Genomic DNA, 25,426 nt, shown 5'->3' with positions numbered 1-25,426 from the left:
TTGATTATATGAATAACATGGCTACTTTTTGTAATTCGTGTTAATTCTCTTTTGATACATAACATGACTAGGAGTTTTTTTATGAGCAACAATTGGTATAAAGGACTTATAGGTGCACGAACGATTAAAACAGGGTTGGCTACTTTTTTAACTGCCTTTTTTTGTTTAGCATTAGATTTAAATCCTATTTTCGCAATTTTAACTGCTATTGTCACAATTGAACCCACTGCAAAGGCATCATTAAAAAAAGGATATCGTAGACTGCCAGCTACAGTAATTGGAGCACTTTTTGCAGTTATTTTCACATTTGTTTTTGGTGACGAATCTGCTTTTGCATATGCTTTTAGTGCTACATTTACAATAATATTTTGTACTAAGTTAAAACTTCAAGCTGGAACAACTGTTGCAACATTAACAGCAATGGCTATGATACCCGGTATACATGATGCTTATTTCTTTAATTTTTTCTCAAGATTATTAACTGCAATTATTGGTCTGGTCACTGCAGGTTTAGTCAACTTTGTTGTGTTCCCACCAAAATATTATGACCAACTTGAATCTTCAATAAATGACGTAGAGTCTAAAATGTACGGGCTTTTTCATCACCGTATGCGTCAGTTACTGTTAGGCAAATTTACTAAAGGCGCACCCTACCAACAATTAAATGTATTGTTAGATTTAAATCAAAAAGTTGAGACATTACTTTCTTATCAAAAGGATGAACTAAGCTATCACAAACATCATGATTCAGAATGGATACGTTTAAAATCATTAACAACACGTACACATACAAACAGATTGTTCATCACCCATTTATCAAACTTAGTCTATTTACCTAAAGGCACGCATATCCAATTTACGAATGAAGAAAAAATCTCTATCTTAAGTATTGCTCAAAGTATTAATGACATATACACTACTGGATCTTTTGAGCGACAACAACAATCTGCTTCATTATTGAAAACTTCTGTTAAGGGCTTAGACGAATTTGATGATAATCAATTAAAAAGTCACCTTATTTATGAAATTCTATTAATCTATCGTATATTAGACCATCGTTTTGCATAACACTTAGCGTATATAAGTCTTATGCAGTGAAATTTAAAAAGTGGCTGTCAGATTTCCAATTGGATTTCTAACAGCCACTTTATTTTATTAAGCTATTTTATTTTTGTGTTACACGATTAATGATTACTTGTTTGGCAGCTTCTTCTTCAGTGTTATTTACCTGCTTAGGCGTAAATGGTATACCTTTACGTTCACATGCTTTTTCCAGTAAGTAATCAGTCACTTCATGGTTCTTAGGTAGAATTGGTCCATGTAGATAAGTTCCCAATAGGTTTTTATAATGTATACCTTCTTTAGCATCTTCATCATTATTACCATAACCATGTGTGACATTACCTAATGTGCCATATGGATGATATGTGCGGCCACCATGATTTTCAAAACCAACAATTGTACCGAATGTGTCGCTCTCAATTACTATATCGCCGGTTAGACGGTCTTTCTGTGACTCAGTATAAAAATCTAAAATATTAAGTCCTTCAAGTTCAGTACCATCAGGCGTAATATATTTACTTCCTAGAAATTGATAGCCACCACAAATTGTCAAACCAGGCATACCGTCTTCAATTACTTCTTTTAATGTCGTTTTGATTTTGCTTAATTCTTTAGTAGCTAGTGCCTGTTCCCTATCACTACCGCCACCAATAAAGAAAATATCACATTGATCAAAAGTAACGCCCTCTGTTTCATTTATATCTACAACATTTAATTTAATATCACGCATTTTTGCACGTTGTCTCAGCGCGATAATATTCCCAATATCACTGTATAAATTTAATTTATCAGGCATAAAATGATAAACAGTCAATTCATTCATCTAGCTTTGTCCTCCTCAAAAGAGTGATTTAATTGTTCTAACATAGGTGCTAGAGAAGTATAGTTAGGAATAGCTACTGTAAAGCTTTCCTTATAGTCCATCGTTTTTGCTGTCGCTTTATATATGTCTCTTTCTAAAATGATTGGTGCTTCTACACCTGCTAATTTTAATCTTAACTGCAATTCTTCTGCACGAAGCCCTGTAACAATAATTACTTCGATTTGTTGTTTGGCTAATTTTTCAAAATCAGCATCATAAATCCATGAAGTATCTCTACCGTCAGCTGCATTATCATTCAATCCTAAAACATAAACTTTACTACCTTCTAGTTGTTCTCCTATAGAAAGGCTAGCATTCATTCCAGCAGGGTTTTTGGCAAGATTAATCATTGCTTCTTTACTGTCTTTTTTAAAGTACTGCATACGTCCATTATTCGACGTATATGTTTCAAACCCACGTTTTATACCTTCATCATTGAGTCCTAATTCTTTTAGTACTGTATAAGCTGCAATCGCATTATAAGCATTAAAGTCTCCCGCGATTTTCATATTGAATGTAGCAGTTCCTACATTTAAATTAATGAATGGATTTAAATTAAATTCAGACACTTCGTATTTAGTATCTTCGCGTTTAAATCCACATTCACAATGATAATGCCCAATTTGATTATACTGAATATAATCATAATGTAATAAACGACCGCAATTTGGACAATAGCGACTCTCGTTCATTGTACTTTGTTCAAATTCATGTGCATGTGCTTTCATCCCATAATATACAACTGTATCACTAGCTATCTTCAATCTACTCACAAATGGATCGTCTGCATTTAACAATAACTTAATCCCTTTATTATTAATTGCATTTGCAATATTATTTACCATAATATCTATTTCCCCAAAACGGTCCATCTGATCACGGAAGAAATTAGTAACCACCATTATTGTTGGTGTTACTTCATTGAGTACTCTTGGAATCGAGCCTTCATCAATTTCAATGACTGCAATTTTTGTACTTTGTTTAATTTGCAAAATAAATGCTGAAGTAATACCTGCAGCCATATTTGCGCCTTCATTATTATGTATGATGTCGACATCATTTACTTTTAATGTATGACCAATTAAATTTGAAGTGGTTGTTTTCCCATTTGTGCCACTTATAAAGACAATTTCATCAACTTGTGATGCTAATTTTCTTAAAATATTTTTATCCACTTTTCTAGCAACTTGACCTGGCAAGTCTGTGCCCTTTTTCCCAGCAGCTTTACTTGCTTGTTTAGCCAATTTTGCTAAGTGGGTTGCAGTCCAATGTCTCATGTACTTCCTCCTTCACTCTTCACTCAAATATTATAACATGATTAAGTTGTATTCCAAACAATTCTCAATTGAAATAATCATGTCTTTTTTCTAGATTATAATTATTATTATTTACTAATGAGAATAGATTTGCTATACTGAAAAAAAACATACATGGAGGCTATTACTTATGTTAAACAAAGAATTGTTAAATGCATTAAATGAACAAATGAACCATGAATATTTTGCAGCACATGCGTATATGGCAATGGCCGCTTTTTGCGACAAAGAATCATACGAAGGTTTTGCAAATTTCTATGTTCAACAAGCAAAAGAAGAAAGATTCCATGGTAAAAAAATATATGATTATATCAATGATCGTGGAGAACACGCTTTATTTGCAACGATTCCTGCGCCAAAATCAGACTTCTCAAGTATCTTGGAAACATTTCAAGATGGCTTAGCGCAAGAACAAGATGTTACACGTAGATTTTATAATTTATCAGATTTAGCTAATCAAGCGAAAGATTATGCCACTATTTCATTCTTGAATTGGTTCTTAGATGAACAAGTCGAAGAAGAAGCGATGTTTGAAACACACCTTGATTACCTAAAACGTATCGGTGATGACAGCAATACACTTTACCTATACGAGAAAGAATTAGCTGCACGTTCATTTGACGAAGAGTAATCTTCATATTAAAACTTAAGTTTATTGTCTCAAAAAACTCATCCCAATATAAATTGGGATGAGTTTTTATGTTTATTATGGGCTTATAATTTGGCTTGTTAAAGTCTGATTCACTTGACTCTAAGCACATATTTATATAAAGTCATATCATATTCACACATGAGAAAGGAACCTTGCTTAATGAATTCTGACGCATTTATTGCCCTTGATTTTGAAACTGCCAATGGTAAACGTACTAGTATCTGTTCAGTCGGTATGGTTAAAGTTGTTAATCACCAAATCACTGAATCATTTTACACATTAGTCAATCCAAACGATTACTTTTCACACCAAAATATTGCTGTACATGGTATACAACCGAATGAGGTCCATGATGCACCTACGTTTGAAAAAGTATACCCTTTTATGATGCAATTCATTGACGACCTACCTGTTGTCGCACATAATGCTGCTTTTGATATGAGTGTCCTGCATGAAAGTATTAAAGCTATAGGTAGTGATACACCAAATATGAAATACTTCTGTTCATTACAACTATCAAGAAGAACAATAGAGAATCACCGCTACGGCTTGAATTATATGATGCAATATTACAATTTAGATTTTCATGGTCATCATGATGCATTAAATGATGCAAAAGCTTGTGCAATGATTACATTTCGCCTTTTAAAACACTATGATGATTTAAGTAGTATGCTTAATATTTATGGCAAAGATTTAAAGGATAAAGATTAATAAACTTAGCTTCAAATTTGAACTCACTTTTTAAATATAATCATAAATTGTCATGTTTTCATAAGATGCTTTTTCTAAATTACCTACTGTTACACCTACTAGTCTAATGGGTACATCTGGATCTTTTAATTCTGTATATAAAGTATAAGCTATATTATAAATATCCGTTTCATCTCTGACAGAGTCTCTTAAGCTTCGCTGTTTCGATAATGATTCAAATTTGTGTGTCTTTATTTTTAATGTAACTGTCTTACCGGATTTTTGTAATTTAGCTAAACGTTCTGCTGTTTTATGACTCAATTCCCATATTTTTTGTAATATTTGATCATCATCATTCATATCCGTTGCAAAAGTACGCTCTGTACCAACTGATTTTCTTATTCTTGTTGATTTAACAGGATTATAATCTATACCTCTCGCTTTGTTATATAGCCCATGGCCTCGTTTACCAAAAAGTCTTATTAATTCTCTTTCGCTTTGTTCGTATAAATCTTTACCATTGTATATTGCGTTATCGTGCATTTTCTGTTTGGAGGCTTTACCCACGCCAGGGAAATCGCCTATATCTAATCCCATTAATATCTCGTGTACATTACGATAATCAATTACTGTTAACCCATTTGGCTTGTTCATTCCGCTCGCTAATTTAGCTAAAAATTTATTATAAGATACCCCAGCTGAAGAAGTTAGTTGTGTAGCTTCAAAAATATCTTTACGTATATATTGAGCAATACTCGATGCGGGTAAATCTGGTCTAACTAGATGTGTAATGTCTAAATACGCTTCATCTAATGATAATGGTTCTACAACATCAGTATAACTTTTAAATATCTTCATAATCTTTTCTGAAGCTGCTTTATATGATTCAAATCTTGGAGTAACATAAAAACCATTTGGGCATAACTTATGCGCTTGTGCAGTGGGCATTGCAGAATGTACACCATATTTTCTAGCTTCATATGAGGCTGTTGAAACTACGCCCCTACCGCTTGCTTTTCCACCTACAATCACAGGCTTCCCTTTTAACTTTGGATTATCTCTCATTTCTACTTGCGCAAAAAAATAGTCCATATCAATATGGATAATACGTCTTTCTGACAATGCACTCACCTCCTTCATCGTCTATATACAATGAATAATATTAGTTTAATCTTACCTTTTAAAATATGTATTTTCTTTAAATTTGCTCAAATAACACGAAAAAAGAGTCAGTCATCTCTTATCAGAACAAACGACTGCTAAACGTAATCATCAGCATCTCTCTGTAAGTAAACAACTAACTCAGTTTTTAAAATTTATAAATTCAATTATTTCACTTCATTTTGAGTCTGTATTTGTGGCACTGGACTCTCTGAATAAAATATAATACCTTCTTCTGTATCTTCAATATATTGCACTTTGTTATTAAGTGCGCCTGTTAAGAAATACATGTCCATTACACAATATCCAATATGAAGACTCGCAATAAATATCATAGATGAATATGCAAAAAATGAGAATAATATAATCAACACTGTTGTAATAACGACTAAGGGAGCTAACATGATAGTGATGTATTGCCATTTTTTAAAATATACATTTGGCATATGGGTAGTAATTAAACCTTGGCGGATTCGGAAAGTAGGTTTGTTGCCTTTTGACAACAAGCGGAACATTATATTATGAATAAATTCATGTAAGAAATAAACAACTGCAAATCCTAATATACCGTATACTAAATTTAATATAATATTTTGTTCTATAATGTGTGTAAATGAATAAGCAAATTTATAAGATAATAATATACTAACCATCACTATTGTAAATTGAAAAAGTATAAATCCTTCTAACATTTTCTTGCTAGAGAACAAATCAATCTTGAACATGTGTCAACCCTCCGTGTCATCGTCATCGTTATTACCTAGACTATACAACGATTGTAACCACTAATGATGGGCTTTTCAAGTAAGTTAGTTGCTTGTAATTGAATTTTAACAAACTTACTTGTTCTGCAATATTTTGCAATAATTAGTAAACAACTTATTAATTAAAATCACACAAATCCTATATTCACGTAAAATCACCTAAATATAAAATATTATAATTTAGCGTCTTTCAAATTGTGCTACTGTTTCAACATGCGTGGTATGTGGAAACATATCTACTGGTGTAATTTGTGTTAATTTATATTGTTGTGCTAATTGTTGCGCATCACGTTGTTGCGTTGATGGATTGCAAGAAATATAGACAATCTTTCTTGGGTTCAATTCTAAAAGTGTTTCCAAGAAAGTTTCGTCACAGCCTTTTCGAGGTGGATCAACCATTACTACATCTGGTTTAATGCCTTGTGCTTTCCATTTTAGAATAACCTCTTCAGCTTTACCACAGACAAAAGTAGTATTTTCGAACTGGTTTAAGGTCGCATTTTGCTTTGCGTCTGCAATCGCTTCTGGGACAATCTCAACACCATAGACATGTTGCGCTTTCGGTGCCATGTATAATCCAATCGTACCTATACCGCAATAAGTATCTAGTATTGTTTCTTCACCTTTAAGTTCAGCATATTCAATTGCACGTTGATATAATTTTTCAGTTTGAATAGAATTGATTTGATAAAAAGATTGATCACTGATTTTGAATGTTACATCTGAAAGTGTATCTTGAATTTCATCTTTACCATATAGCGTATATGACGTTTCACCCATGATGACATTCGAATGTGTATCATTCACGTTATGTTTGACACTCACTATTTCTGGAAATGCTGCTACTAATTTTTCTGTAAGTACATCACTTTGTTTGAATTTCTTCCCATTTGTAACAAATACAACCATCAGTTCTCTAGAATGGTGTCCTGTTCTAATTACGACATGACGCATAAGACCTTGCTTTTTACGCTCATTATATATACTGATATTTAATTCATTGAACCATAATTTGAGTTGATTTAGCACGTCTTGATGCATATTGTCTTGTATTAAACATTCATCCATATCTATAATGTCATGACTTCTTTGACGATAAAATCCTGTAATCACTTTATTTTCATTGTTCTTACCTACTGGTACTTGAGATTTATTACGATAAAACCACGGATTATCCATACCAATCGTATCGTGGATAATCGTATCCTTAAAATCTGCTTTACGGTGGAACAAATTGACAACTTGCTCTTTTTTCATATTCAACTGTGCTTGATAGGTCATATGTTGTAGTTGACATCCACCACATTTATGGTAATAAACACATGGTGGTTCTACACGTTCTTCACTCTCTTTTTTAATTTCAAGTAGCTTACCTATTGCAAAATTTTTCTTAACTTTTATCACTTTAAATTCTATTGTTTCATTTATCAACGCATTTGGTACAAATATAGGATAGCGATCTAATTTAACAACACCATGCCCTTCATGTGTTAAATCTATAACTTTTCCTTCTATGACCTCATTTTTTTGAATTGCATCCATAACTTCACCCCACACTAAAAGAGGTTAGGATATTTGATGTCTTTACCTAACCTCTCAGTTTATTCTGTATCTTTAATTTTTTCGACTATTCATTTTAACTTGAAATGCTTAAGTTCTTCAAGCTGAATTTGTAATATTATACGAAGCGTACTTTTATTGTTCGACTATTTCATCATTATTAACATCACTTGGCGTAAATACTTCGATATGTTGTTTTAAATTCAAGAAATTACCTGGTAATTTACCACCATATTCACCATCTACGTTTAACTGCATATCTACAAATGATGATACACTAATAGATTTAGCTTTCTTATAATGAATCTTGGGATGCTTTATATGTTCTCCTCTAGAAGCTAGTGTCATTATATGTCCTAATTCAGCAAGGTTTGCTTTTTCAACGATAATCAATGTAAAATAACCATCATCTAATTTAGCATCTGGCACTAATTTTTCAAAACCAGCCATTGAATTCGTTAAACCTAATAAGAACAACAATGCTTCCCCTTGAAAAACTTCATTGTCATATTCTACACGAATATCAACAGCTTTCATTTGGGGTAACATTTCAAAGCCTTTTATATAATAGGCAAACGGTCCAACAATGGATTTCAATTTACTTGGCGTCTCATAAGAAACCTGTGTTAATTGACCACCGGCTGCTAAATTTATGAAATAACGACTATTCATCTTGCCAATATCAACCCGAGTTGTATGGCCTTCTATAATCACATCAATTGCACTCATAATGTCATTTGGTAAATGTAGCGCACGTCCAAAATCATTTACTGTACCCATAGGTATAATGCCTATACTTGGTCTGTTCGGCTGCTCTGCAATACCATTTACGACTTCATTAAGCGTACCGTCACCACCGGCAGCAATTAATACATCATAGTTTTGTTCTAAACTGCGTTCTGCTTCAGAAGTTGCGTCTCCAACTTTTTCAGTTGCATATGCACTTGTCTCAAACCCTGCTTTTTCTAATTTAATTAAAACATCTGGCAAGGTACGTTTAAACAATTCTTTACCAGATGTTGGATTATAAATGATTCTAGCTCGTTTTCTCATATTTTATCCCTCGACTTCTTATACTCAATATCTATATTATATGATTTAGATAAATGATAAAAGCATTTAGGCCAAATTTTACAGAATATATATAATATCGTATGAATAGTAAAAGAACCTGTAGACAAAAACGTTCTACAGGTTCTGCTATATCTATTGATGTAATGCATTATCTAATCCTTACATTACACTAAAATACAACGCGGTTTTAATTATCTTTTATCTAATTCTTGTTTTAACAATTGATTTACTAATTGAGGATTGGCTTGGCCTTTTGAAGCTTTCATAATTTGACCAACTAAGAAGCCCATTGCTTTACCTTTACCATTTTTGTAATCTTCAACTGATTGTGCATTATTATCTAACGCTTCATTTACGAATTTTAAAAGTGTAGCTTCGTCAGAAATTTGAACTAAACCTTTATCTTCCATAATTTGTTTGGCGTCCCCACCATTCTCAGCGAGTTCTGGGAATACTTTTTTAGCAATTTTACTGCTCATTGTACCGTCTTCAATTAACTTAATCATTCCAGCTAAGTTTTCAGGCGTTAATTTTGTATCTAATAAATCAATTTGATTTTTATTAAGATACTCATTCACGCCGCCCATTAACCAGTTAGAAGTTAATTTAGCATCTGCACCTTCAGCAATAGCACTTTCAAAGAAATCAGACATCTCTTTTGTAAGTGTTAAAACATGCGCATCATAAGCAGGTAAGCCAAAGTTGTTCACATATTTTTCTTTTCTTTCGTCTGGTAATTCTGGGATTGTTTGACGCACACGCTCTTTCCAAGCTTCATCCACATATAATGGCACAATGTCTGGTTCTGGGAAGTAACGATAGTCATCAGAGCCTTCTTTAACACGCATTAAAATTGTTTTACCAGTTGACTCATCATATCTACGTGTTTCTTGTAGGATTTCTCCACCATTTAATAGTTCTTCTTCTTGACGTTTTTCTTCATATTCAAGACCTTTGCGTACAAAACTAAATGAGTTTAAGTTTTTCAACTCTGCTTTTGTACCAAACTCTTCTTGACCATATGGACGTAATGAGATATTAGCATCACAACGTAGTGAACCTTCTTCCATCTTACAGTCAGAAACACCAGTATATTGAATAATAGAACGTAGTTTTTCTAAGTATGCATATGCTTCTTCTGGTGAACGAATGTCTGGTTCAGAAACAATTTCAATCAATGGTGTACCTTGTCTATTTAAATCTACTAAAGAGTATCCATCTTTATGCGTTGATTTACCAGCATCTTCTTCCATATGAAGACGTGTAATACCGATACGTTTTGTCTTACCGTCAACTTCAATATCAATATAACCATTTTCGCCAATAGGTTGATCAAATTGTGAAATTTGATATGCTTTTGGATTATCTGGATAGAAATAGTTTTTACGATCAAATTTAGATTCTGTTGCAATATCCATATTGATTGCCATTGAAGCTCTCATAGCCCAATCAACAGCGCGTCTATTTACAACCGGTAACACACCAGGATATGCAAGATCAATTACGCTTGTGTTTGAGTTAGGTTTTGCTCCAAAATGTGCTGGTGATGCAGAGAACATTTTAGATTCTGTTTTTAACTCAACATGGACTTCTAGTCCAATAACTGTTTCAAAATGCATGATTTCCACTCCTTATAATTTTTCGTATTCATTATGAAAATTGAATTTTGTTTCATATTGATAAGCGACACGATATAACGTCTTCTCATCAAATGGTTTTCCAATAAATTGTAAACCAATTGGACGTCCATTTGATTTACCACAAGGAACAGAAATACCTGGTAATCCAGCTAAGTTTACTGGTGTTGTTAATAAATCATTCGCATACATTGTAAGCGGATCATCAATTTCTTCACCTATATTAAACGCTGGTGTTGGTGTCGTTGGTCCTACAATAACATCGTAGTTTTCAAATATGCGGTCAAAATCATTTTTAATCAATGTTCTTACTTTTTGTGATTTTTTATAAAATGCATCATAATAACCAGAACTCAATGCAAAAGTACCTAAGAAGATACGACGTTTAACTTCGTCACCAAAGCCTTCACTTCTAGACATTTTGTATAAGTCTTCTAATGAGTTCGCTTCAGGTGAATGGTAACCATATCTAATACCATCAAAGCGAGATAAGTTTGATGAAGCTTCTGATGAAGCAATAACGTAATAAGAAGGGATACCATATTTAGTGTTTGGTAATGACACTTCTTCAACTGTTGCACCTAATTCTTTTAGTGTTTCAACAGCTTGTTTAACAGAAGCTTTAACATCTTCTGATACACCTTCACCAAGGTATTCTGTTGGTAACGCTACTTTAAGACCTTGAATATCTTTACCGATATCAGTAGTGAAATTTGACTCTTCAACTGGTGCACTTGTAGAGTCATTTTCATCTAATCCAGTAATTGTTTCTAATACTAATGCATTATCTTTAACATTACGTGTAAGTGGTCCGATTTGGTCTAATGATGATGCAAACGCAACTAATCCAAAACGTGATACGCGACCATATGTAGGTTTCATACCTACGATGCCACAGTAAGCCGCTGGTTGACGAATTGAACCACCAGTATCTGTACCTAAACTGAACGGAACTAATCCTGCTGCTACAGCTGCTGCTGAACCACCTGATGAACCTCCAGGTACTGCAGTGTGATCAAATGGATTAACTGTCTTTTTAAAGTATGAAGTTTCAGTTGAACCACCCATAGCGAATTCATCTAAGTTTAGTTTACCAATAAGTATTGCTTGTTCATTTCGTAATTTATTCATTACTGTTGATTCATAAATAGGCACAAATCCTTCTAACATTTTACTTGCGCAAGTTGTTTCAACGCCTTCAGTAATAATGTTGTCTTTTATACCCATAGGAATACCAAAAAGTTGACCTTCCATTTGGTCTTTAGCTTGTAATTCATCCAATTCTTGCGCTTGTTTAACTGCATTTTCTTTATCTAATGCAAGAAATGATTTGATTGTTGGATCAGTTTCTTCTATTGCATCATAAATATCATTCACAATTTGTGAAGGCTTAATTTCTTTATTTTTTATTAAGTTGATCAAATTTTCCACAGATTCATAACGGATGGTCATCTTAAGCGTCCTCCTCATTCATGATAGATGGGACTTTAAATTGTCCATCTTCCGTCTCTTTAGCATTTTTTAATGCAAGCTCTTGAGGAATACCCTCGTCTGCTTTGTCTTCACGTAATACGTTTTGTAAATCTAATACGTGATATGTTGGTTCTACTTCACTTGTATCTGCTGAATCTATATGATTAGCAAAGTTTAAAATACTTTCTAATGTTTCTTGCATCTCTGCAGTTGCATCTTCAGTAATTTCAAGTCTAGCTAAATTTGCTATATGCTCTACTTCTTCACGTGTAACTTTAGCCATTAAATAAAAGCCTCCTTTTTACTCATTCATTACAAAATTGTACCAAAATTCCGCCCAAAAATCTAAGCTTTTCGATAATAACAGTAAATTACAGTGATTTATTTTTAAACTTTTTCTAAAACTATATATTTTCACAACCCTTTTATAGCTATGTTTTCAATATGGATATAAGTATTTATCACTTTTATATGTATAATAATTCTATTATTTCTAAAAAATGAATTTAGTATATAAAAATTGTAAGCGTTTAACACTTAGCAAATATCGAGTAAAATCATAAAATTACTTAATATTTATCTTTACGCTATTATGAATCCTCTTGTATAACCATTCATGTTTCAAAAAAGAGCGGGATAAAAATCAAAATACAACCCTTCATTGTTAGTGATTAGTACCTCAGTTCCAATGATAGTATCTATTGAGTCAGATTATAATTCTAAAACATAAGCTATCACGTTTTAAAGATATGTTAAGGTAACTTCTCTATACTAAAATTTTTTGTATAAATTTATGTAATAAACCGATTTTGTAAAGGGGTTACGCCTAGGGAAATAGTATGATCCAGAGACTACAGGCTCGATCCATATCCTAAGCAAGCATGCACTTTCAAAATCGGAAAGCTTTAAAATAAAAAGAGCAGGACAGAAATCAAAATTTTAAAATTGATTTCGTAGTCCCACCCTCACAAAGATGACTAATTGTTGTTTTTATAAATATGAACTTGTGGTTCTTTATCTTCTTTTGTTTTACTGATTAGTGCTTTAGGGTTATTACCATCTTTAATGTGAATTTCATACTCATCTATATCATCGAAATATTTTCTTGCTTGTTCAGTGACATATTGCGTAATACCTATAGTTTCGGCTTTACCATAATAATCAATTGGTACATCTACAGATAATTGCTTAGCTTCTTTATTATCGAATTTAACAGTACCTACTGCTTGAGTGAAATTATTAAAATATGTTTGGAGATTATCATTAAACTGTTTGAAATCAGAGTTTAAATTTTCATCTAAATCTGCAGCCTCTCCAGATGGTAATAAAGCAGTTTTCTGTTGAATATCTTTCCATTCATTAATACGTGTTTTATCACCTTCAACTGTCGTACCAGCGATAAACTCGCCAGGTATAATTGAGTTTTCTCCAGATTGTTTATAAACAGCAAAATGAATTGGAATATCTTTCAGTTCTTTATTTTCGCGTAATCTAGTAAGTATTTCTTCAGACATTTTCTTACCTTGTTTTTTAATTTCTTTGTCATCCAATTTCTTACTATAGGTCTCTCCATCTTTTTCTTTTTGGTAATAATATGTACTGTTCATCGCTAAACCAATCGTCATACCTTTAATTTTTTTACCTTTTGTATCGCCACTATTATAAAAATCTTGTTCTAAAATATTAGAAAGATATGCTGGTGAATTTTCTGCAATTTTTTCAGGATCTGTTTCACCATTATGAGATGGATTTAATCCTAAATTCTCATTTGCTTTTTTCTCTTTACGTTCGTCTTCATCCATATCATCGATTTCAGCTTTAGTATATTTAGGTCCTAAATATGCGTTAATCGTATCTTTATCTAGATATTGGCCATCTTGATATAAATAATCTTCAGTTGGAAAGACTTCTTTACTTAAATCTAATAGACCATTCTCGAAATCTTCACCATTATAACTATTTGCCATATTTTCTTGTAATACACCACGTGCTTTGCTTTCTTTAAATGGTAATATTGTTCTGTAATTGTCACCTGCTACATTTTTATCCGTTGCAATATCTTTTACAGAACCAGAATCTTGCTGCTGTTGTTGTTCATTTTCATTAGATTGTTCTTTGCTTTTGTCATCATCATCATTGCCACATGCTGATAATAAAAAAACTGCTGAGATGAATAGTATAACCTTCCGTTTCATGCATTATCTCCTCTATCCCTCGATTTCATTTTGCTTCTGAACAAAGTCTTCTTCTGACCATATTGCTGTATCAAATTTTTCAGCTTTTGTTAATTTGGAGCCTGCATCCTCACCAGCGATAACTAAGTCTGTACTTTTAGTTACACTGCTCGTAACTTTTGCACCTTGAAGTTCTAACCATTTTGAAGCTTCGTTTCTAGTCATTTGATATAACTTACCAGTAAGTACAATTGTCTTATCTTTAAAGTCTGGGTGGCCTTCTAAATCACTTGTCTTTATACCTTTATATGTCATATTAACATTTTTTTCTTTTAATTTATTAATAAGTGCACGAATATCTTCATTTTCTAAATACGTGACTACAGATTGGGCTACTTTGTGCCCGATGTCATGTATACCAACAAAGTCTTCTTCTGTTATTTCGAATAATTTATCCATTGTGCCGTATTTTTCAGCTATGACTTGGCTTGCTTTTACGCCAAGATGTCTGATACCTAAACCAAACAATAGCTTTTCTAAAGAATTGTTTTTAGACACTTCAATAGCATTAATCAAGTTATCTACTTTTTTCTCTCCCATGCGGTCAAGCGGTAATAAATCTTCTTTTGTTAAGTAGAAAATATCTGCAATGTCTTTTATTTTTTCATTATCATACAGTTGTTGAATGATTTTTGTACCTAAACCGTCGATATTCATTGCTTGTCGAGAAACAAAATGAATCATGCCTTCCACAAGTTGTGCTTGGCACTTAGGATTGATACAGCGCAAAGCTACTTCGCCTTCTATGCGTACTAATTCATGTTCACAACTTGGACAATGTGTTGGCATATGATAAACTTCCGCATTATCTGGACGTCTATCTAATACACTTTTAATAACTTCAGGTATAATATCCCCTGCTTTTTTAATTACTACACTGTCGCCAATTCTAATATCTTTGTCATGAATCAAATCTTCATTATGTAGAGAAGCGCGAGAAACAGTAGTTCCAGCAACTTTTACTGGTTCAAGAATAGCTGTAGGTGTGACGACACCTGTCCTACCTATACTTAATTCAATATCCACTAAATCTGTAATTACTTCTTCTGCTGGGAATTTATATGCAATCGCCCAACGCGGTGATTTTTGAGTGAAGCCAAGTTCCTCTTGGTGCGCTACCATATTCACTTTAATTACAATACCATCAATATCATATGGTAATGCTTCTCTTTTTTCAGTCCAATGTTCAATATATGCAATCACATCATCAATCGTTTGTACACGTTGACGTTCTTGGTTCGTTTTAAAGCCTAACTCATCTAATTCATCTAACGCTTCACTTTGCGTATTCGCATTAAATTGAGTAAAATCATTGACACTATATAGAAAAACACTTAGTTTACGTTTAGCTGCGAGTTTTGAATCTAATTGTCTAAGTGAACCGGCAGCAGCATTTCGCGGATTCGCAAACGCTTGTTCATCATTCTTAGCTTTTGCTTCATTTAAATTAAAAAATGATTGTCTAGGCATATATGCTTCCCCGCGAACTTCAAATGTTCTAGTTTCTTTGATTTTCAAAGGGATAGCATGAATCGTTTTTAAATTTTCTGTAATATCCTCACCTGTAGTACCATCTCCACGTGTTAACCCTTGTACAAATCGGCCATTTTCATATTTCAAAGATACTGCTAAGCCATCTATTTTCAATTCACACATGTATTCTACGTCACCTATACGTTCGCGTATACGTTGATCGAATTTTCTTAAGTCTTCTTCGTTAAATGCGTTGCCTAAGCTGAGCATCGGGGTATTATGTCTTACCTTTTCGAAAGTTGATTGAGCAGAACCACCGACTCTTACCGTTGGAGAGTCAGGCGTTCGATATTCTGGGTGAGTATCTTCAATGTCTATTAACTCATGCAACAATTTATCATATTCACTGTCCGGCACTGATGGATTATCTTGAACATAGTACTCAAAACTATAGCGATTTAACAATTGATGCAATTCATCGACGCGTGATTGTAAATCAGCCACATTTTATTCCCCCTTTTTCTCAATTGGCGCAAATTGTGCAAGTAAACGTTTCGGTCCTTCTGATTTAAAGATGATATCTAATTCGACAGAACCATTTTTTTCTTTTACATTACTAACCATGCCTTCGCCCCATGATTTATGAACAACTTTATCTCCAACTTTCCAATCTGAAGACACTTGTGTTTTTTTAGTAGCTGTAGCACGTTGGCTATAACCTCTTTTAGCTGGTTCTTTTGTTGCTGAACGGAAGCTGTTGCCTTGTGTTTTAGCTTTTGCTTTAGATTTAGTTTCATTTTCCAATAGATCTTCAGGTATTTCTCTTAAAAATCTAGAAGCCATATTGGATTGTGGTCGTCCAAATAACATTCTTGATGTTGCATGTGTTAAATATAATGTTTCTTCAGCACGTGTGATAGCTACATAACAAATACGTCTCTCTTCTTGCATTTCATGTTCCTCATCGCTCTTAATTGCTCTAATGTGTGGGAATAAAGACTCTTCCATGCCCATGATAAATACAATCGGAAATTCTAGACCTTTAGCAGAGTGCATTGTCATCAACGTGATACCATCTTCAATTTGCGCTTCATCTATATCTGCAACTAACGATAAATCTGTTAAAAAGTTAATTAATGACTGTTCTTCTAATGGTGTATTCTCTTCATAATCTTTGGGAACAGACATAAACTCATCAATATTTTCAAGTCTACTTCTAGATTCTAACGTTTGTTCACGTTCTAACATATCACGGTAACCTGATTTAACTAGCACTTCTTCAACAATTTCAGTAATTTCAAGAAATTCTTGTTGTTTGATAAGATTTTGCATTACATCATAAAAATTAATACATTCTTGCGTTACTTTCTTAGATAATCCAATAAAGTCTACTTCAGCTAATGCATCAAACATGCTTAAATCATTTTGCATTGCATAAGTTTGAATTTTATCTACTGAAGTTGGTCCAATACCACGTTTTGGAATGTTTATTACACGACGCAAGCTAATATCATCATTACTATTGGCAATGATTCGTACATAACTTAATAAATCTTTAATTTCTTTTCTATCATAGAATTTTTGACCACCAACCATTGTATAAGGAAGATTTGATTTCATAAACGTTTCTTCAAGTACACGTGACTGTGCGTTCGTACGATATAAAATAGCCATATCTTTATATTTCTTTCCATTACGCTGATGTTTCATAATTTCGCGTACAACATATTCCGCTTCATCTCGTTCAGTTGTTGCTTCATAATAATGTATTTTATCGCCGTCAGTATTGCCCGTCCATAATCCTTTAGGTTTACGCTCTGAATTATTTTTAATTACTTCATTAGCCGCATTTAAAATATTTTTTGTAGAACGATAGTTTTGCTCTAGGAAAACCGTTTTCGCTTCTGGATAATCTTCTTCAAAAGAAAGGATATTTTGTATATCTGCGCCACGCCATCCGTATATAGATTGATCTGAGTCACCTACAACGCAAAGGTTTTTAAATTTATTTGCAAGGAGTTTAACTAATGTATATTGTGCTTTATTCGTATCTTGATACTCATCCACATGAATATACTGGAATTTGTTTTGATAATAATCTAATACTTCTGGAACTCGTTCAAATAGACGTATTGTAATCATAATCAAATCATCAAAATCTAGTGCTTCATTTCTTGAAAGTTGACGTTGATAACCTTTATAAACAGTAGCAACCATTTGTGCATGATAATCATTTGCTTCTTTTTGTGCATCTTCCGGCGTTTTTAATTCGTTTTTCAAATTACTAATAGCGCCTATAAACATTCTAGGCTCAAACTTTTTGCTATCGATATTTTCATTTTTTAATACATCTTTAATTACTGATTTTTGGTCAGTTGGATCAATAATTGTAAAATTGCGTTCTATTCCAATTCTATCTGCATCTCTTCGAAGTATTCTCACACACATAGAGTGAAATGTAGACATCCATAGCACTTGAGCTTGTTCTCCAACTAATGTCTCAACACGTGCTTTCATTTCTTTGGCAGCTTTATTTGTAAATGTGATGGCTAATACGTTATATGGAGACACGTCTTTCTCATCAAGCAAGTAAGCTATACGATGTGTTAAGACACGTGTTTTGCCTGAACCTGCACCTGCCATTATAAGTAATGGCCCCTCTGTTGTACGTACTGCTTGGCTTTGTTCCTCATTCATCTTATTAACTAATGCGTTCATTTATGTGACTCCTTTATCTCAACTGTTTTTAATGCTTTTTCTATATCTTTATATATAATGTCTCCAACTATAATAGTGTCTGCGATTGAAGCCATTTGTTTTGCATCGTTATAATCACTAATACCACCACCATAAAATAGTTGTGTATCTGTTAATTGATTTGCTGCTGCTCTTACTATTTCTACTTCTCCATATGTACCACTATATTCTATATACATAACCGGTAATTTGTACATATCATTAATCATTAATGCATAAGCTTCAATATCTTCATCCGTTAAGTTTGTATTTGCTTGCGTCACTTTCGCGACTTTACTATCAGGATTAAGTACGACATAGCCTTCAAATATGACTTCATCAAAATCAATTATTTGTCCGAATGACTTGAGTGCATCTAACAATATGCCATTATGATAGTTAACATCTGAACTGTTTAACACGGTAGGCACGAAATAAAAGTCGAAGCCAAGCATTACGCTATCTACATTTGAAATTTCCAATGCTATCGGTAATGAATATTGCATTAAACGTTGCTTTAAATGAAACACATTATCTTCAGTAACTTCATCTGTTCCACCTATGATAATTGCGTCCGTATTAGATAAACAAATTGCTTCTAATTCTTCGTCAGATATTAACTTTGCAGGGTCTAATTTAAAAATATGTTTCCACTTTTTAATGTCATACATGATATGTTACTCCTTTTTTAAACATACATATGATTATATCATTTTTAGTCTGTGAGTTCTAAAATGATGTCGAAAAAAACCACCCCAATTTCTGAGATGATTTTTATAATTTAGTTTCCTTTTTACGGTAATTATTTAATTTAACTGGTAATAACTTTCTAAATTTGTATCTTGGTTGTCTATAATTCCAGCTAATTCAGGTCCTACATATCGCAAATGCCATGCTTCATATGCATAGCCTGTGTGCTTTGATTGCCCTTTAGGATACCTAATAATAAATCCATATTTAGAAGCGTTTTGAGCTAACCAGTGTGCTTCTTTTGTATGTTCAAAATCTTCGTGGAAATTTTCGAGTGACCTTTGCGTGCCTACATCGAATGCTAATCCTGTTTGATGTTCTGAATGTCCTGGTTTAGCAGTATATTGTTTCGCGACTTTTTTTCCATCATTTTCAAGATATGATTTCACTACTTTTTGTTGATCTTTATAACTTCTATAGCCACTAATATATTTTAAATCTAATTCTTTTTGTTCAGCTTTATCTAACATTTCATTTAATTTATGTCTGGCTTTTTTATTTTCACCAGGTTTATAGTATTGCGGTAATTGATATGTTTTGTTAACAATGACATGCCCATTCACTTTCGTCACGCCTTGCCTTTCAACAATAATTGGTAATGCATTTTTAGGTTCGACGATATTTGAATGCATAGGTTGTTGATGATTAGAAGCTATAATAAGCAACATTCGTATGACAATACCGATAAATAATAAAGTCGCAATTACAATTATCCACTTCTTAAACACAGTAATTTCCCCTCCAACATGTGTACATATAACAATATTTTCAAAGAATTCATTTAACAAAGATGTAGTTGATACGTCTCAATTACCATTCTATCACTTTACAAAACATAAAGAAGCTGCCGACAAAGTATTATACTCTATCGACAGCTAGGGTTAACTTAAATAGTTAACCTTACTTCTCATATAAAATTATCTAATCAGCCGTTTCAATATTCATGCGGTCTAGAATCACGGTATAAGCGTCATTGCCCCATTGCAACGATCTTTTCACACGAGAAATTGTTGCAGTTGATGCACCAGATTCTTGTTCAATTGTCGCATAAGTGAAGCCTTGTTTAATCATTTTTGCGACTTGTAATCGTTGTGACAATGACTGTATTTCATTAACAGTACATAAATCATCAAAGAATTCATAACATTCTTCTCTATTTTCAAGCGTCAAAATCGCATCGAACAATTCATCTAAGGCTTTTCCTCTTAATTTTTCTATTTGCATTCAAAACAACCCCTGTATCTTTCAATTTAATCTCAGTTTAACGTACTAATACATTAAAGTGTAACGATTTCCCTTGAAAAATTCAATTATTCCTGATTATTCTAAACCAGCTCTTTCAAAAATAGTGTCAACTTGGTTTAAATGGTGTTTTGGATTGAAACATTCATCTAAGTCTGCTTCAGATAATAATGTTGTAATTGAATTGTCTTGTTCAATTAATGTTCTAAATGGTGTTTTAGTTTCCCAAGACTCCATCGCCTTAGGTTGTACTTTATCATATGCTTCTTCACGTGCCAAACCTTTATTAATTAAAGCTAATAATACACGTTGTGAGTAGATTAAACCAAACGTTTTATCAATATTTTCAAGCATATTATCTTCAAATACTGTAAGTCTATCAACAATATTTGTAAAACGGTTCAACCCGTAGTCTAATGCAATCGTAACATCTGGAAGCATAATTCGTTCAGCTGAAGAATGAGAAATATCTCGTTCATGCCATAACGGAACGTTTTCATAAGCTGTTGTCACATAACCTCTTATCACACGTGCAATACCTGTAATGTTTTCAGAACCAATTGGATTACGTTTGTGTGGCATTGCTGATGAACCTTTTTGTCCTTTAGCAAATGCTTCTTCTACTTCACGTGTCTCAGTTTTTTGTAAATTACGTATTTCCACGGCAAATTTTTCCATTGAAGTACTGATAAGTGCAAGTGTCGCAATATAATAAGCATGACGATCACGTTGTAGCGTTTGTGTTGATACTGGAGCTGCACCCAGACCTAAATTTTCACACACATGTGCTTCTATTTCAGGTGGTATGTTAGCAAAAGTCCCTACTGCACCACTCATTTTCCCAACTTCAATTTCTTCTCTTACGCGTTTAAAACGTTCTAAATTACGTTGCATTTCTGTATACCAAAGCGCCATTTTGACACCAAACGTTGTTGGTTCAGCATGCACACCGTGTGTACGACCCATCATTAATGTATATTTGTAATCTTTTGCTTTTTTCGCTAATACTTCAATAAATCTTTCTAAATCTTTTTCAATAATGTCGTTTGCCTGCTTAATCACATAACTTAACGCAGTATCTACTACATCAGTTGAAGTTAAACCATAATGAACCCACTTACGTTCTTCACCAAGTGTTTCAGAAACTTGTCTAGTAAATGCGACTACATCATGACGTGTTTCTTGTTCAATTTCCTGTGCACGTTCAACATCAACCTTGGCGTTTTCACGTATTTTTTTGACGTCTGCCTCAGGTATATCCCCTAGTTTACTCCAAGCTTCACAAGCAAGTATCTCTACTTCCAACCAAGCTTCATAGCGATTTTGATCAGTCCAAATATTAGACATTTCTTCTCTAGAATAGCGTTCAATCATTGAAATTAGCTCCTATCTTACATAAGTTTTAGTTCACAAACCTCAAAACATGCACATTTAAGTTCATTTTCACTTTAAAGTTCGTGTTTATTCTTTTCAATACTAGTTTACCAGAATTACTTTGAAATGTATAAGCCTTTTAAGCCTACTATAGAAATTATTTAGAATCAAAATATTAAAAAAAAGAGCCCGAAACATACATGTATCAGGCTCCCATATTTATCATTCTTGTAATTTGCCTACGAACTCAATTTCTTGTTTAAGTACCTCTACGCTGCCGTCTTTGTTTTCTTTGTAAACAGGCTTTTCAAAACGTTTAACTGGTGTATAGCCAGCTTCACGCATGCGACCCAAACAATCTTGAATTGACTCGTGTTCTTCGACTTTGAATTTTTGTTGTTTTTTCATATGCTTTCAACTTCATCCGTATCATATTGTTTAAGTTTTTTACTTTTAACACCTTTCGCCCAGAACCCTCCATGAATTGTACGCGGTTCATATGCGACCATAAATGCTTTTGCATCAATTTGTTTAATCGTCTCAATTAATTTAGCTTCAAAACGTCTCGGTGTAAGTATTTGTAAAATCAAGCGTTTGCCATCTCGGCCGTATGCAGTATTATGTGTCACACCATACCCTAAATCTCTTAATTGTCTTGGTAAATCTAACTCATACTCAGATGAAGTTACATTGACTACTGTATAACCAAGTGCTAGTTTTTCTTCAATCTTCATACCAACAATAATACCTATTGAAAAACCAAAGGCGTATGCAAGTACATTTTGGATTTGATCCAAACTAGACATTACCATACCTAAACCAATAACATATACAAGGACTTCCAAGAAGCTCACGATTGCAGCAACATAGCGATAACCTTTAAGGGTTAATATCGTTCTCATCGTTAAGCATGTTACATAAGCAACGTTGATTATAAAAATGGCTAAAACCATTAACCATGGCATAGATGTTATCACTGACATGTCCATTTTCCTTTCTGTTACATTAAATTCAAGTAATTCTATCAGTAAGTTTATATTTTGTCACTAAAAACTTACGGTTATAGCAGTTAATTTTTAGGCCATGTGTGTCTTGTATAAGCTAATTCTCTTTTATGTGCACTCTTAATATAATGACGCTCAATAACTTCTTGTGCATCGTCTGGTACCGATTTGCCTTCCAAATAATCATCTATGTGATCATAACTCACACCTAGTGCCTCTTCATCTGGTAATTGTGGCTTGTCTTCTTCTAAATCTGCAGTAGGCACCTTTTCATACAAGTGCTTCGGCGCTTCTAAATACTTTAATAATTGTCTACCTTGGCGTTTGTTCAAACCAAATAGCGGTGCAATATCAGCAGCACCATCACCATATTTCGTATAAAAACCCGTTACACTTTCAGCCGAATGATCCGTACCGATTACTATACCTTGTTTATTTGCAGCAATTGAGAATTGTACTTTCATACGTTCACGTGCTTTTTCATTTCCTTTTTGAAAATCAGTAAGTGAAATACCAGCATCTTTTAGTGATTGCACACTCTGATCTACAGCTGATTTAATATTAATCGTTACTACTTCGTCCGGTTGGATGAACTTCAATGCATCTTCAACTTCGGCTGCATCTTTTTGTTCACCATATGGTAATTTAACAGCAATGAATTGGCAATGAATTTTTTCTTCTTTTAACTCATTAACTGCAGTTTGACACAGTTTACCAGCTAAAGTGGAATCTTGGCCACCTGAAATACCTAACACTAAAGATTGGATAAAAGAGTGAGATTGTACATAGCTTTTAATAAATTGAATTATACTACGCGCTTCTTGTTCACTGTCAATCATTGGTTGGACATTCATTTCTTTAACAATGATTTCTTGTAAATTACTCATTTTCTTCCATCTCCTTTACATGTTCTGCGACTTCAAATATACGTTTATGTTTATTTTCCCAACATGCTGTACTTAAATCTACAGGGTATTCTTGTGGGTTAAGATGACGCTTATTTTCATCCCATAGATAGGTAAGATTTTCTTTCAAATAAGTTTGCGCTTCTTGTTCACTTGGTAAATCATATACTAATTTACCGTCTTTATAAATATCATGATGCAAATCTTTCGCTAGAAATGATTTTATAAATTTCATCTTGTAGGTATGGACAGGATGAAAAAGTTTAAGCGGCGTCGTTTCATATGGATCTTCATGATCCAATGTAATGTAGTCTCCTTCAGCTTTGTTCGTCTTTTTATTAATGATACGGTATACCTTTTTCTTGCCTGGCGTCGTTACTTTTTCTGCATTATTTGAGAGTTTAATACGATCAACATATGCGCCAGAACTATCTTCAACAGCAACGAGCTTATAAACTGCACCAAGTGCTGGTTGGTCATAGCCTGTAATTAATTTAGTACCTACACCCCATGAATCAACTCTTGCACCTTGTGATTTCAAACTCGTGATTGTCTGTTCGTCTAAATCGTTTGAAGCAATAATTTTAGCATCTGTAAATCCAGCTTCATCTAACATACGTCGCGCTTCTTTAGAAAGGTAAGCAATATCTCCTGAATCTAATCGAATACCTACGAAATTAATTTTGTCCCCTAATTCTTTTGCAACTTTAATTGCTGTCGGAACACCAGATTTTAGCGTATGGAATGTATCTACTAAAAACACACAGTCCTTATGTCGCTCGGCGTATTTTTTAAAAGCAATATATTCATCACCATATGTTTGCACCATTGCATGGGCGTGTGTACCAGATACTGGAATGCCAAATAACTTTCCTGCTCTTACATTACTTGTAGAATTGAAGCCACCAATGTATGATGCTCTGGCTCCCCATAATGCTGCGCCCGCTTCTTGCGCACGGCGTGTACCAAATTCCATTAACATATCATCCAGCGCAACTTGTCGAATACGACTTGCCTTTGTTGTAATCAAAGTATGGAAATTCACTATATTTAATAGCATCGTTTCTATTAATTGAGCTTGTATTAGTGGCGCTTCTACTCGCATTAATGGTTCATTACCAAAACAAAGCTCACCTTCGTGCATTGAGCGAATATTACCAGTAAATTTCAAGTCTTTTAAATAACTCAAGAAATCCTCTTGATAGCCAATAGATTTTAAATATTCTATATCTGATTCTGAAAAATGAAATTGATTTATATATTCAATTACACGCTTTAATCCATTAAAAACCGCATAGCCACTGTCGAATGGCATATTTCTAAAATACAAATCAAAGACTGCTAATCGTTCGTGAATACCATCATTCCAATAACTTTCAGCCATATTTATTTGATATAAATCATTATGCAATACTAATGTATCGTCTTCGTATTGGTACACAAAAATCTCTCCA

Annotated in this window: 23 protein-coding genes; 3 read left to right on the top strand and 20 right to left on the bottom strand. The window is 33.4% G+C overall.

Features of this window, described 5'->3' with window-relative positions; all coding sequences use genetic code 11:
- Nucleotides 1-81 precede the first annotated feature (81 nt).
- On the top strand, nt 82-1,068 hold the full coding sequence (locus MHB47_RS04920) for an FUSC family protein (RefSeq protein ID WP_002507201.1): 987 nt from the start codon (nt 82-84) through the stop codon (nt 1,066-1,068).
- Between the two features lie 97 nt (nt 1,069-1,165).
- Here MHB47_RS04920 and MHB47_RS04915 read toward each other — a convergent pair whose 3' ends face one another.
- Nucleotides 1,166-1,885, bottom strand: coding sequence for a type 1 glutamine amidotransferase (locus tag MHB47_RS04915; RefSeq protein WP_340755470.1), 720 nt, complete (start codon nt 1,883-1,885; stop codon nt 1,166-1,168).
- Complete coding sequence (locus MHB47_RS04910) at nt 1,882-3,201, bottom strand: Mur ligase family protein (RefSeq protein ID WP_340755468.1); 1,320 nt, start codon at nt 3,199-3,201, stop codon at nt 1,882-1,884. Before MHB47_RS04910 ends, MHB47_RS04915 begins: the two co-directional genes overlap by 4 nt.
- Before the next feature lie 169 nt (nt 3,202-3,370).
- Here MHB47_RS04910 and ftnA point away from each other — a divergent pair, with 169 nt between their 5' ends.
- Nucleotides 3,371-3,871 carry an H-type ferritin FtnA gene (ftnA, locus tag MHB47_RS04905; protein ID WP_002507198.1) on the top strand — a complete coding sequence of 167 codons (501 nt, stop codon included), beginning with the start codon at nt 3,371-3,373 and terminating at the stop codon, nt 3,869-3,871.
- A 180-nt stretch (nt 3,872-4,051) separates the two neighbouring features.
- Nucleotides 4,052-4,606: a 3'-5' exonuclease gene (locus MHB47_RS04900; RefSeq protein ID WP_340755466.1), complete on the top strand. Its 555-nt coding sequence runs from the start codon at nt 4,052-4,054 to the stop codon at nt 4,604-4,606.
- A 30-nt stretch (nt 4,607-4,636) separates the two neighbouring features.
- Here the strand turns inward: MHB47_RS04900 and dinB are convergent, their stop codons facing one another.
- From dinB to MHB47_RS04810, 18 genes are all read right to left on the bottom strand, one after another.
- On the bottom strand, nt 4,637-5,707 hold the full coding sequence (dinB, locus tag MHB47_RS04895) for a DNA polymerase IV (protein WP_340755464.1): 1,071 nt from the start codon (nt 5,705-5,707) through the stop codon (nt 4,637-4,639).
- Between the two features lie 206 nt (nt 5,708-5,913).
- Nucleotides 5,914-6,471 carry a DUF3267 domain-containing protein gene (locus MHB47_RS04890; protein WP_340755462.1) on the bottom strand — a complete coding sequence of 186 codons (558 nt, stop codon included), beginning with the start codon at nt 6,469-6,471 and terminating at the stop codon, nt 5,914-5,916.
- Nucleotides 6,472-6,690: 219 nt separating this feature from the next.
- The gene (gene rlmD / locus MHB47_RS04885; RefSeq protein ID WP_340755460.1) at nt 6,691-8,052 is read right to left on the bottom strand and encodes a 23S rRNA (uracil(1939)-C(5))-methyltransferase RlmD; all 1,362 of its coding nucleotides are present in this window, start codon (nt 8,050-8,052) and stop codon (nt 6,691-6,693) included.
- A gap of 153 nt (nt 8,053-8,205) precedes the next feature.
- Complete coding sequence (locus tag MHB47_RS04880) at nt 8,206-9,123, bottom strand: diacylglycerol kinase (RefSeq protein ID WP_002507193.1); 918 nt, start codon at nt 9,121-9,123, stop codon at nt 8,206-8,208.
- A gap of 212 nt (nt 9,124-9,335) precedes the next feature.
- Nucleotides 9,336-10,763: an Asp-tRNA(Asn)/Glu-tRNA(Gln) amidotransferase subunit GatB gene (gene gatB, locus MHB47_RS04875; RefSeq protein WP_002507192.1), complete on the bottom strand. Its 1,428-nt coding sequence runs from the start codon at nt 10,761-10,763 to the stop codon at nt 9,336-9,338.
- A gap of 12 nt (nt 10,764-10,775) precedes the next feature.
- Complete coding sequence (gatA, locus tag MHB47_RS04870) at nt 10,776-12,233, bottom strand: Asp-tRNA(Asn)/Glu-tRNA(Gln) amidotransferase subunit GatA (RefSeq protein WP_340755458.1); 1,458 nt, start codon at nt 12,231-12,233, stop codon at nt 10,776-10,778.
- Between the two features lies 1 nt (nt 12,234).
- Complete coding sequence (gatC, locus tag MHB47_RS04865) at nt 12,235-12,537, bottom strand: Asp-tRNA(Asn)/Glu-tRNA(Gln) amidotransferase subunit GatC (protein ID WP_002507190.1); 303 nt, start codon at nt 12,535-12,537, stop codon at nt 12,235-12,237.
- Nucleotides 12,538-13,231: 694 nt separating this feature from the next.
- The gene (locus MHB47_RS04860; RefSeq protein ID WP_340755456.1) at nt 13,232-14,449 is read right to left on the bottom strand and encodes a CamS family sex pheromone protein; all 1,218 of its coding nucleotides are present in this window, start codon (nt 14,447-14,449) and stop codon (nt 13,232-13,234) included.
- Between the two features lie 12 nt (nt 14,450-14,461).
- Nucleotides 14,462-16,465: an NAD-dependent DNA ligase LigA gene (gene ligA / locus MHB47_RS04855; protein WP_002507187.1), complete on the bottom strand. Its 2,004-nt coding sequence runs from the start codon at nt 16,463-16,465 to the stop codon at nt 14,462-14,464.
- A gap of 3 nt (nt 16,466-16,468) precedes the next feature.
- Entirely contained in the window at nt 16,469-18,679 is a 2,211-nt protein-coding gene (pcrA, locus tag MHB47_RS04850; RefSeq protein ID WP_340755454.1) for a DNA helicase PcrA, read from the bottom strand.
- Nucleotides 18,676-19,368, bottom strand: a complete 693-nt coding sequence (locus MHB47_RS04845; RefSeq protein ID WP_340755452.1) for a heptaprenylglyceryl phosphate synthase — start codon at nt 19,366-19,368, stop codon at nt 18,676-18,678. The genes pcrA and MHB47_RS04845 overlap by 4 nt, the downstream gene beginning before the upstream one ends.
- 135 nt (nt 19,369-19,503) lie before the next feature.
- Complete coding sequence (locus tag MHB47_RS04840; protein ID WP_340755450.1) at nt 19,504-20,175, bottom strand: M15 family metallopeptidase; 672 nt, start codon at nt 20,173-20,175, stop codon at nt 19,504-19,506.
- A 193-nt stretch (nt 20,176-20,368) separates the two neighbouring features.
- Entirely contained in the window at nt 20,369-20,671 is a 303-nt protein-coding gene (locus MHB47_RS04835) for a YerC/YecD family TrpR-related protein (protein ID WP_002507183.1), read from the bottom strand.
- 96 nt (nt 20,672-20,767) lie between these two features.
- Nucleotides 20,768-22,063 (bottom strand): adenylosuccinate lyase, encoded by a 1,296-nt coding sequence (gene purB, locus MHB47_RS04830; RefSeq protein WP_318420628.1) that lies wholly within the window; start codon nt 22,061-22,063, stop codon nt 20,768-20,770.
- A 222-nt stretch (nt 22,064-22,285) separates the two neighbouring features.
- Complete coding sequence (locus MHB47_RS04825) at nt 22,286-22,471, bottom strand: NETI motif-containing protein (RefSeq protein ID WP_002507181.1); 186 nt, start codon at nt 22,469-22,471, stop codon at nt 22,286-22,288.
- Complete coding sequence (locus tag MHB47_RS04820; protein ID WP_340755447.1) at nt 22,468-23,046, bottom strand: DUF2179 domain-containing protein; 579 nt, start codon at nt 23,044-23,046, stop codon at nt 22,468-22,470. Before MHB47_RS04820 ends, MHB47_RS04825 begins: the two co-directional genes overlap by 4 nt.
- An 86-nt stretch (nt 23,047-23,132) precedes the next feature.
- Nucleotides 23,133-23,954 (bottom strand): ammonia-dependent NAD(+) synthetase, encoded by an 822-nt coding sequence (gene nadE, locus MHB47_RS04815; RefSeq protein WP_340755445.1) that lies wholly within the window; start codon nt 23,952-23,954, stop codon nt 23,133-23,135.
- On the bottom strand, nt 23,947-25,413 hold the full coding sequence (locus MHB47_RS04810; RefSeq protein WP_340755443.1) for a nicotinate phosphoribosyltransferase: 1,467 nt from the start codon (nt 25,411-25,413) through the stop codon (nt 23,947-23,949). Before MHB47_RS04810 ends, nadE begins: the two co-directional genes overlap by 8 nt.
- Between the last annotated feature and the right edge of the window lie 13 nt (nt 25,414-25,426).

The organism is Staphylococcus sp. FSL K6-3157, from assembly GCF_038005145.1.
In the GTDB taxonomy this organism is placed as follows: Bacteria; Bacillota; Bacilli; order Staphylococcales; family Staphylococcaceae; genus Staphylococcus; species Staphylococcus equorum.
Note: the sequence above shows the minus strand (reverse complement) of the source record. Positions and strands in the feature narration are given on the sequence as shown.